Annotated in this window: 7 protein-coding genes; 2 read left to right on the plus strand and 5 right to left on the minus strand. The window is 71.0% G+C overall.

Annotated features, from left to right (window positions below):
- The first annotated feature begins 122 nt into the window (after positions 1 to 122).
- The gene (locus TR49_RS36180; protein WP_042389935.1) at positions 123 to 1,307 is read left to right on the plus strand and encodes a winged helix-turn-helix domain-containing protein; all 1,185 of its coding nucleotides are present in this window, start codon (positions 123 to 125) and stop codon (positions 1,305 to 1,307) included.
- A 10-nt stretch (positions 1,308 to 1,317) separates the two neighbouring features.
- On the opposite strand, the gene TR49_RS36185 is transcribed toward TR49_RS36180, so the two are convergent.
- Positions 1,318 to 1,986 carry a response regulator gene (locus tag TR49_RS36185; protein ID WP_042389936.1) on the minus strand — a complete coding sequence of 223 codons (669 nt, stop codon included), beginning with the start codon at positions 1,984 to 1,986 and terminating at the stop codon, positions 1,318 to 1,320.
- A 164-nt stretch (positions 1,987 to 2,150) separates the two neighbouring features.
- The gene (gene hpf, locus TR49_RS36190; RefSeq protein ID WP_042373529.1) at positions 2,151 to 2,774 is read right to left on the minus strand and encodes a ribosome hibernation-promoting factor, HPF/YfiA family; all 624 of its coding nucleotides are present in this window, start codon (positions 2,772 to 2,774) and stop codon (positions 2,151 to 2,153) included.
- Positions 2,775 to 3,162: 388 nt separating this feature from the next.
- On the opposite strand from hpf, the gene TR49_RS36195 reads away from it, so the two are divergent.
- On the plus strand, positions 3,163 to 3,867 hold the full coding sequence (locus TR49_RS36195) for a ComF family protein (protein WP_369405364.1): 705 nt from the start codon (positions 3,163 to 3,165) through the stop codon (positions 3,865 to 3,867).
- Positions 3,868 to 3,901: 34 nt separating this feature from the next.
- On the opposite strand, the gene TR49_RS36200 is transcribed toward TR49_RS36195, so the two are convergent.
- Genes TR49_RS36200 through mtrA form a run of 3 tightly spaced genes read right to left on the minus strand, consistent with a single transcriptional unit; the run spans position 3,902 to position 8,583 of the window.
- Entirely contained in the window at positions 3,902 to 5,764 is a 1,863-nt protein-coding gene (locus TR49_RS36200; protein ID WP_152627646.1) for an LpqB family beta-propeller domain-containing protein, read from the minus strand.
- Positions 5,751 to 7,904 (minus strand): MtrAB system histidine kinase MtrB, encoded by a 2,154-nt coding sequence (gene mtrB, locus TR49_RS36205; protein WP_084725779.1) that lies wholly within the window; start codon positions 7,902 to 7,904, stop codon positions 5,751 to 5,753. Before mtrB ends, TR49_RS36200 begins: the two co-directional genes overlap by 14 nt.
- Before the next feature lies 1 nt (position 7,905).
- Positions 7,906 to 8,583, minus strand: a complete 678-nt coding sequence (mtrA, locus tag TR49_RS36210) for an MtrAB system response regulator MtrA (protein WP_042389953.1) — start codon at positions 8,581 to 8,583, stop codon at positions 7,906 to 7,908.
- Positions 8,584 to 8,686: the final 103 nt, after the last annotated feature.

Below are 8,686 nucleotides of genomic sequence, written 5' to 3' on the forward strand. Positions count from 1 at the left end.
GTCCGGCAGGAACGGTCCCGATCCGTTTTCTCCACCCCTGGGCGTGAGATTCGGGACGAGAGTTTGATTCGGCTCACCCGATCCGGTGAGCGCTGTCAGTGGGCCCGCCTAGGCTGCGGGTCATGGCGACACCTCTCGAGCTCTCCAGTGACCAGGCCCGCCGGATCGCTCTGCGCGCCCAGGGCTTCCTCGGTGCGCCGGACCGCCGCGGCGGCGTGCGGGCGATGCTGCGCCGGCTCGGCTCGGTGCAGCTGGACACCATCTCGGTGCTGGCCCGCTCGCACGAGCTGATCCCGTACGCCCGGCTCGGCGCGGTCGGGCGGGAGGCGGTCGAGGCGGCGTACTGGAGCGGCAACCGCTCGTTCGAGTACTGGTCCCATGCCGCCTGCGTGCTGCCGGTCGAGGAGTGGCCGCTCTTCGCCTTCCGGCGCCGCGCCTTCCAACGGCGCGGCCACCGCTGGCACCGCATGGAGGACGCCGAGCGCTCCTGCGCCGAGATCGTGGCCAAGCTGCGCGGCGAGGGGCCGCTCACCACCAAGGAGTTGGGCGGCGCCAAGCGGGGCGGCGAGTGGTGGGACTGGTCCGAGTCCAAGATCGCCGTCGAGTGGCTGCTCGACACCGGCGTCGTGGTCTGCACGGAGCGCCGCGGCTGGCGACGCGTCTACGCGCTGGCCGAGCAGGCCGTCCCGGCCGAGCTGCTGGAGGCGGAGCCGGAGGACGAGGCCTGCCTGCGGCAGCTGGTGTTCCAGTCGGGCCAGGCCCTCGGGGTCGCCACCGAGAAGGATTTGGCCGACTACCACCGGCTCCGGGTGGAGCAGGTCACCGCCGCGTTGCCGGGCTCGGGTCTGGTGCCGGTCCGCGTCGCCGGTTGGGAGCGCAACGGCTCAGCCGGACAGCCGGCGCGGGCCTGGGCGGATCCGGCCGCCCTCGTCGCGGAGCCGCGCGGGCGCCACCGCACCACGCTGCTCTCCCCGTTCGACTCGTTGATCTGGGACCGCGCCCGCACCGAGCGGATCTTCGGCTTCACCCACCGGTTGGAGGCCTACACCCCCAAGCACAAGCGCGTGCACGGGTACTTCACGATGCCGCTGCTCGTAGGCGGCCGCCTGGTCGGCCGGGTCGATCCGGCGCGCGAGGGCACCACGCTGGTGGCCCGTCAGGCCTCGCTCACCTCGCCGAGCGCTCTCCCGGCGCTCGCCGACGCGCTGCGCGAGGCGGCGCAGTGGGTCGGCTGCTCGTCCGTGCGCGTCGAGCAGCTCCACGACGAGACGCTGCGCATCCCGCTGGAGAAGCTGCTGGCCGCCTGAGCCCGGCGGGTCAGCCTATTTCGAGGATCTTCTCCCGCATCGCGTAGACCACGGCCTCCATCCGGGAGTGGAGCTGCAGCTTCTCCAGGATGTTGCGGACGTGGTTCTTCACGGTGTTCTCGCTGATGAAGAGCTGCTTCGCGATGTCCCGGTTGTTGAGCCCGGTGGCCACCAGCTTGAGCACCTCCATCTCACGGTCCGTCAACCGCGGCGCGGGCAGCAGCTCCTGCTGGTCGGTCCGTTTCTGGATCATCGACTTGAACTCCGTGAGCAGCTTGGCCGCCATGGAGGGGCTGATCTGCGACTGGCCGTCCGCCACCGCGCGGATCGCCGTGGCCACCTCGTCCGTGGAGATCTCCTTGAGCAGGTAGCCGGTGGCCCCCGCCTTGATCGCCTCGTAGAGGTCGGCCTCCTCGTCGCTGATGGTCAGCATGATGATCTTCGTGCTGGGTGCGACCTCCTTGATGGCCGTGCACGCCTCGATACCGCCGCGGCGCGGCATCCGCACGTCCATGAGGATGATGTCGGGCAGCAGATCCGCCGCCTTCTCCACCGCCTCGGCCCCGTCCCCGGCCTCGCCGACGACGGCGATGTCCTCCTCCTGGGCCAGGACGATCTCCAGACCGCGCCGGAACAACGCGTGGTCGTCCACGACCAGTACCCGGATCGGCTCCACCATCCGGTCCCTCCCCCTCCGTGGGCGGCTTTCAGCGACATGATTCCACGCTTCGTGGTGATCGCTATCACGCGCCCGAAGAGGGTTCCCCCGGAAGTGTGCCGGAGGAACCCTCTGTCATTCAGTGTCGCCCGTCTACCTGTGGTGCTTCGCCGTCAGGCGGGCCGTCACTCCTCGACCTTCAGGTGGATCACACCGTAGTCGTAAGCGTGGCGCCGGTAGACCACGCTCGGCTGGAGTGTGTCGGAGTCCACGAACAGGTAGAAGTCGTGGCCGACCAGCTCCATCTCGTACAGCGCCTGGTCCAGCGCCATCGGTGCGGCGGGGTGGGTCTTCTCGCGGACCACCAGCGGCCCGTCACCCTCCACCGCCACGGACCCCTGCATCGTCCTCTTGGGCGGGCTCAGCTCCTCGGGCGTCGCCTGCCCCGGCGTGTCCGACAGCGCGGCGGTCGCCTGGGCGACGCTCATCGGCGCCCGGGGCCCCTTGCTGATCCGCCGTCGGTCCGCTGCCTTGCGCAACTGCGCGTCCAACTTCGCGGACGCGAGGTCGAGCGCGGAGTACGGGTCGGAGGAGCTCGCCTCCGCCCTGATCACCGGGCCACGGCTGCGGAGCGTGATCTCCACCTGGTCGGCGTGGTCGGACTGGCGCGGGTTGTGTTCCTTCGAGAGCTCCACGTCGACGCTGATCACCTTGCCGTCGAGCTTGTTGATCCGCTCGAGCTTCTCGGCGACGTGCCTGCGGAACCGCTCCGGAACCTCGGTCTTGCGACCCTTGACGACGATGTCCACGCAGAACTCCGATCCTTCGCGCTTCATGCCCGCGGACCCATAGGTCCGCAGGGCCCGTCGAGTACGCAGCCCCACCCGCTCGGGGGGTCGGGCGGAACCGCCCCTCTGTCCCCTTCATCCCCAGTCGGAACGGTGGGAACCCCATGGAACAACGGTTCCCTGAAATTCGCCTGTCCGACACGGGACTGAAGTCCCCGAGTCAGGGAGCCATACGTCCTGCCGTCCAAATTCGCCGCGCGCGGGGTCCTTGTACAGCCCCCGCGCGGTGGCTGCCCCCGTTCGGATGAACATCACGTGAATGGCCCTCGTCATCGGGGTGGTCGGGGCACTCTTGGCACTCCTTCCGTGTGTATCTCCGACCGTATCTCTGATCGCGTGGGGAGGCTCCGTGGAACGGTCACCGATTCGCACTCTCGACGCCGTGCTGGACCTGCTGCTGCCCACCGTCTGCGTCGGCTGCGGCAGCCCGCACGCGCAGCTCTGCGCGCCCTGCCGCGTCCAGCTGGAACAGCCCGACCCGAGCCGTGCCAGGCCCGGCCACCCGCCGCCCGGCCTGCCCGAGGTCTATGCGGCACTGCCCTACGGCGGAGCCGTCAGACAAGCGCTGCTGGCCCACAAGGAGCGCGGTGCGATGCGGCTCGCCGCGCCGCTGGGCCGCGCACTCGCGCAGGCCGTGCACATGGCGGTCCCACTCGAGCCCGCGCCCCATCGCCGCGACGCGCGCCCCCTGCTCCTGGTGCCGATGCCGTCCACGCCGCGAGCGACCCGGGCCCGCGGGCACGATCCGACGACCCGCCTCGCCCGCGCCGCCACGGCGTCGCTGCGGTCGCGCGGCCTTCCCGCCCGCGTGGTGCCCGCGCTGCGCCACGCCCGCGCCGTCGCCGACCAGGCCGGCCTGGACGCCCCCGCCCGCCGCCGCAACCTCGCCGGCGCGCTCCGCGTCACCCGCGGCGCCGACGACCTCCTCCACACCGGCCATGTCGTGGTCGTCGACGACCTCGTCACGACCGGCGCAAGCCTCGCCGAAGCCGCCCGCGCTCTCGCCGACGCCGGCATCGACGTCCTCGCGGCCGCCGTCGTCGCCGCGGCCTGACCCGCCCCGGGATCGGCCGGTACGGATCCGACCGTCAGCCGGGGAAGCGCACGCCGCTGCCCTTGCTCGACGCGGAGTCGGTGATCGGGAGCCAGCGGAACGCCGTCAGCTGGGAGAAGAAGATCTCGTTCTCCTCGTCGGGGTTCTTCGCCGTGGCGAAGAGCCACAGCGGCAGCGACGGGTCACTCGGCAGAGTCGTCACATCGGTCACGCCGCTCAGGGTCTGGATCGTGCCGAGCGAGGACGGGCTGCCGTCCATCTCGACGGGGATGACGCTGGTGGTTCCCGACTGCTGGCCCACGACCACCAGGCCGTCGCCGTCCTGCCAGGACAGCGAGGAGATCGAGGTGATGTTCGCAGCCGTCGGCCGCAGCTCCTCCACGCTCAGCGAAGGCACCTGGTGCGTGGAGTCGTCCGCCGCGAGGTGCCGCACCCGGCCGATCTCGACCGTCGTGTTGTCCCCGCTCTTCACCAGCAGCGCGATCCGCGCACCGTCGGGCGCCACACGGACCTGCTGGATCGTCGCCCCGTCCGGCAGACCCTGCACCTCGACGGGCACGGACACGCCGTTCACCACCGCCCGCAGCGTCGTCCCACCGGGCTCGGTGTCGACCGCCCACAGCGTGCCGGCGCCGTCCCAGCTGGGCGAGGAGAGCGCGCCCGGCGTCCCGCCGCGCAGCACCGCCGTCGTGGGCGCCGTGGCGGCCCGCAGGGTGCTCACGTACAGCGCACGACCGTCGTCGGAGATCGAGGCCACCTGGTCCTCCCCGTTCGGGGAGACGGCGAAGGAGCCGATCGTGGTCCCCACCGGGACCAGCTTCCCCGGCACGTCCTCCACCGTGGCCGGGCTGGAGCCCGGCTGCGGGGTGACGCTCATCAGATGGTGGTCCGCGCTGAGGAAGTACGCCGTCGCACCCACCCGCACTGGGTTGTACCCGCCCTCCGACTGGGTCGTGCAGATCGGCGCGCCGCCCTTGTCACGGTAGAGCGCCACCGAGGTCGGCGGGGTGGGCTCCACGTTCGTGGTGCCCTCGGCGAACGTGGCATACAGCTGCGCCGCCATCGTCTGGCAGGTGGTCGGGCTCCAGTCCGCGTCCGCCCCCAGTGACAGGTAGACCTTGGCCTGGGGGCTGCTGGTGTCCAGTACGACCTTGGAATTCGACGAGTTCGCCGGGAAACCGGTGGTGACCACCGGCGCCAGCCAGGTGCTCGGCCCGTCGATCAGCTGCTGCGCCGCCAGCTGCAGCGGGTTGTCGACGCGGCCACGGATGTAGACCGGGTCGGCAACGAGCGGGCTCACGCCCTTGCTGGTGTGGCCGGCCGCCGCTGGGAAGTACAGGTTGACCGACTGGTATATCCGCTGGAAGTCACGCTGGCTGGTCAGCACCGTCGTCGGCGGGTCGACGATCCGCCACTGGCCCTTGTCGTTCAGCTCGAAGTGGTAGTCGACACTCACCGACTGCGTGCCGGGGGTCGCGGGCGTGTACGAGCCGTGCGAATCCAGCGAGGCGATCTCGGTGCCGGTGGCTGTGACCGTGGCGCTCTTCCGATCGGGACTCTCCGTCATCCGCAGGTCCGGGGTCGTGCTCAACACGTCCACGGCGCCCGAGGGCTGCCAGTTCGGGTCGCTGAGGTAGAGCCGGGCCGTCCGGTAGTCCGACTGGTCGCTGCCCAGCGCGTCCAGGAAGCCGTAGAGAAGCTGCTCCGGGCGCTCCTGATCGGCCGGCGGCACGGGAATCAGCTCCACGCGGGTGTTCTGCGTGTTGCCCGACGCGGTCGGCCCGAGCGTCACCGGGCCGTTGCTGGGCATCGTGGCGCAGCCGGCCAGGCCGAGCAGGGTGCCCGACAGCGCCACAACGCGGACCGCACGGAACCGCGACGGCTCAGACCTCTTCACGCGTTCCCTCTCCCTCGTGCGCCCCGTCCGCTTCCAGCGACTCCCGGCTCTCCCGCGGCCCCCGAAGCTGCCGCGACTCGTCCGCCCGGGGATCGTCCGCACGTGTCGTCACCGTGCCGGGAACGACGACCTGCGCGCCGCCCGGGGCGAAGCCGGCCCCGAGACCGGAGACCGTGCCCAGATCGGAGGGGTTGCTGGCGGGCGTGGCCCGCGTCGGACCGGGCAGAGCCGGGATGACCGAACCGTAGCCGAGCACGCCGCCGAGACCGGGACCCAGGCTCGGCTGCGCCGGGCTCTGCTCCAGCTCACCCGTGGCCGGAAGGGCCGTCGCCCCGGCCGGCCGGGGTCGGCGGTAGGGGCTGCCGGAGATGTCCAGACCCAGGTTGCCGCGCGAGTCCTCAGGCTCCAGCGGGATCGGAGACCGGGCGATCTCCGTGCCGGCGCTGCGCGGAATCGTCAGGCGGAACTGCGAACCACCGCCCGGCTCACCCCAGGCGTGCAGCCAGCCCCCGTGCAGGGCGGCGTCCTCCAGGGCGATCGACAGGCCGAGGCCGGTCCCTCCCGTCGTACGGGCGCGGGCCGGGTCGGCACGCCAGAAGCGGTTGAAGACGCGGGCGGCCTCGCCGGGCTTGAGCCCGATGCCGTGGTCACGCACCGCGACCGCCACCGCGCCGTCCCGGGTGGCCATGTGGACCTCGATGTCCCGGCCCTCGCCGTGCTCCAGCGCGTTGACGACCAGATTGCGCAGGATGCGCTCGATACGCCGGGGATCGCACTCGGCCACGACCGGCTCGTCGCCGCCGACGATCCGCACCGCGCTGCCCTTGCGCTCGGCCAACGGACCGGCACCGTCGATCACACGGCCGACGACCTCGCGCAGGTCCGTGGGCTCAGAGTCGAGGATCGCGGCCCCGGCGTCGAAGCGGCTGATCTCCAACAGATCAGCCAGCAGCGACTCGAATCGGTCCAGCTGGTTCTGCAGCAGTTCGGCGGAGCGCACCGCCATCGGGTCGTCGAAGTCCTCGCGGGCCTCGTAGAGCAGGTCGGCGGCCATGCGGACCGTCGTCAGCGGCGTGCGCAGCTCGTGCGAGACGTCCGAGACGAAACGGCGCTGAACCCGGGAGAGCTCCTCCAGCTGCCGGATCTGCGCCTGCAGCGCGCCTGCCATGCGGTTGAACGATTCGCCGAGGCGGGTGATGTCGTCCGTGCCGGAGACCTTCATCCGCTCCTCGAGCCGGCCCGAGGCCAGCTGCTCGGAGATCTCCGCCGCCATCCGCAGCGGTGTCACCACCTGGCGCACCACCAACCAGGAGATCGCGCCGAGCAGGATCACCACGAAGACCCCGGCGGTCGCCAGCGTCCCGGTCACCAGGTTCAGCGTGCTGGTCTCCTGGGTGAACGGGAAGACGTAGTAGAGCTGGTACGAGCCGTTGACGGCGGCAGCGCCACTCTGGCCGCTCGCGTCGTTCGGCAGCGATATCTGCTCGCCGATGACCATGCCCGGCTGGCTCTGGGCCCCGTTGGAGAACGTGACGGTGGTGTACGCGCCCTCCGGGCTGCCCGGGTTCCCGGCCACCCGCTGCTGCAGGTCCGCCGGGATCGTCGCCGTGGGATCCACGCCGCCGGTCAGGTACATGGCCCGGGACGTCGCGTTCGACGAGTCGCCGCTCGTCGGCAGCCCGACCACGTAGTAGGACCCCGCGCCGCTCGAAGCCAGCGTCCCGACCTGCTCGTTCATGACCGCACCGACGTCCGGCTGCGACTGCGCGTCCGCACCGACACCGGTCTGCGAGGTCGCGCTGCCGCCGCCCGTCTTGTGGGCGTATCCGCTGAGGTTGCTCGCGGCGGTCCTGGCGGCCGCGAAGCCGCTCTCGGCCTGCGTCTGCGCCGACTGCGTCTTGGTCTGGAGCAGACCGTTGCGGACCTGGTTCATCACGACGACGCCCAGGAGCAGCACCACGCCGAGCGAGAGCACGAGCGTCATCGCCACGACGCGCAGCTGGATGGAGCGCCGGTACAACCCGACGGCACGCCGGGCCGGCCTCCGCAGCTGCCGCCACAGGGCGCTGAACAGAGACTGCTGGGTGGTAGACCGCCCGCCGTCCGTATGGGGCAGGGCGGCGGGGGCCTGACCGCTCATCTCAGTTCGGACCCGCCTTGTAGCCGACACCGCGGACCGTCACCACGATCTCGGGACGCTCCGGGTCCCGCTCGATCTTGGAGCGGAGCCGCTGCACGTGGACGTTGACCAGGCGGGTGTCGGCGGCGTGCCGGTAACCCCACACCTGCTCCAGCAGCACCTCACGGGTGAAGACCTGCCACGGCTTGCGCGCCAGAGCGACCAGAAGGTCGAACTCCAGCGGGGTCAGCGGAATGCTCCGGCCGTCGCGCTTCACGGAGTGGCCGGCGACGTCGATCACCAGATCGCCGATCGTCAGCTGCTCCGGGCTCGGCTCCTCGGCACGACGCAGACGCGCGCGCACCCGGGCGACGAGCTCCTTCGGCTTGAACGGCTTGGTCATGTAGTCGTCCGCACCCGACTCCAGCCCCACCACCACATCCACCGTGTCGGTCTTGGCGGTCAGCATGACGATCGGCACGCCGGACTCGGCACGGATCTGCCGGCAGACGTCGATCCCGTCCCTGCCGGGCAGCATCAGGTCCAGGAGCACAAGGTCGGGCTTGACCTCACGGAATACGGCCAGAGCCTTGTCGCCGTCCGCGACGAAGCTCGGCTCGAACCCCTCTCCACGCAGCACGATGCCAAGCATCTCGGCCAGAGCAGTGTCGTCATCGACGATCAGGACGCGTCCCTTCATGGTGTCCATGGTCTCAGATCCGAAACGTGACCTGGGGCACACCGGGCGAGACTTCTGCCACAACCCACCGGTAACGCAGTAGAGCCCCCCTGGTACAAGGCCA

This window comes from Streptacidiphilus melanogenes, assembly GCF_000787835.1.
GTDB classification, from domain to species: Bacteria; Actinomycetota; Actinomycetes; order Streptomycetales; family Streptomycetaceae; genus Streptacidiphilus; species Streptacidiphilus melanogenes.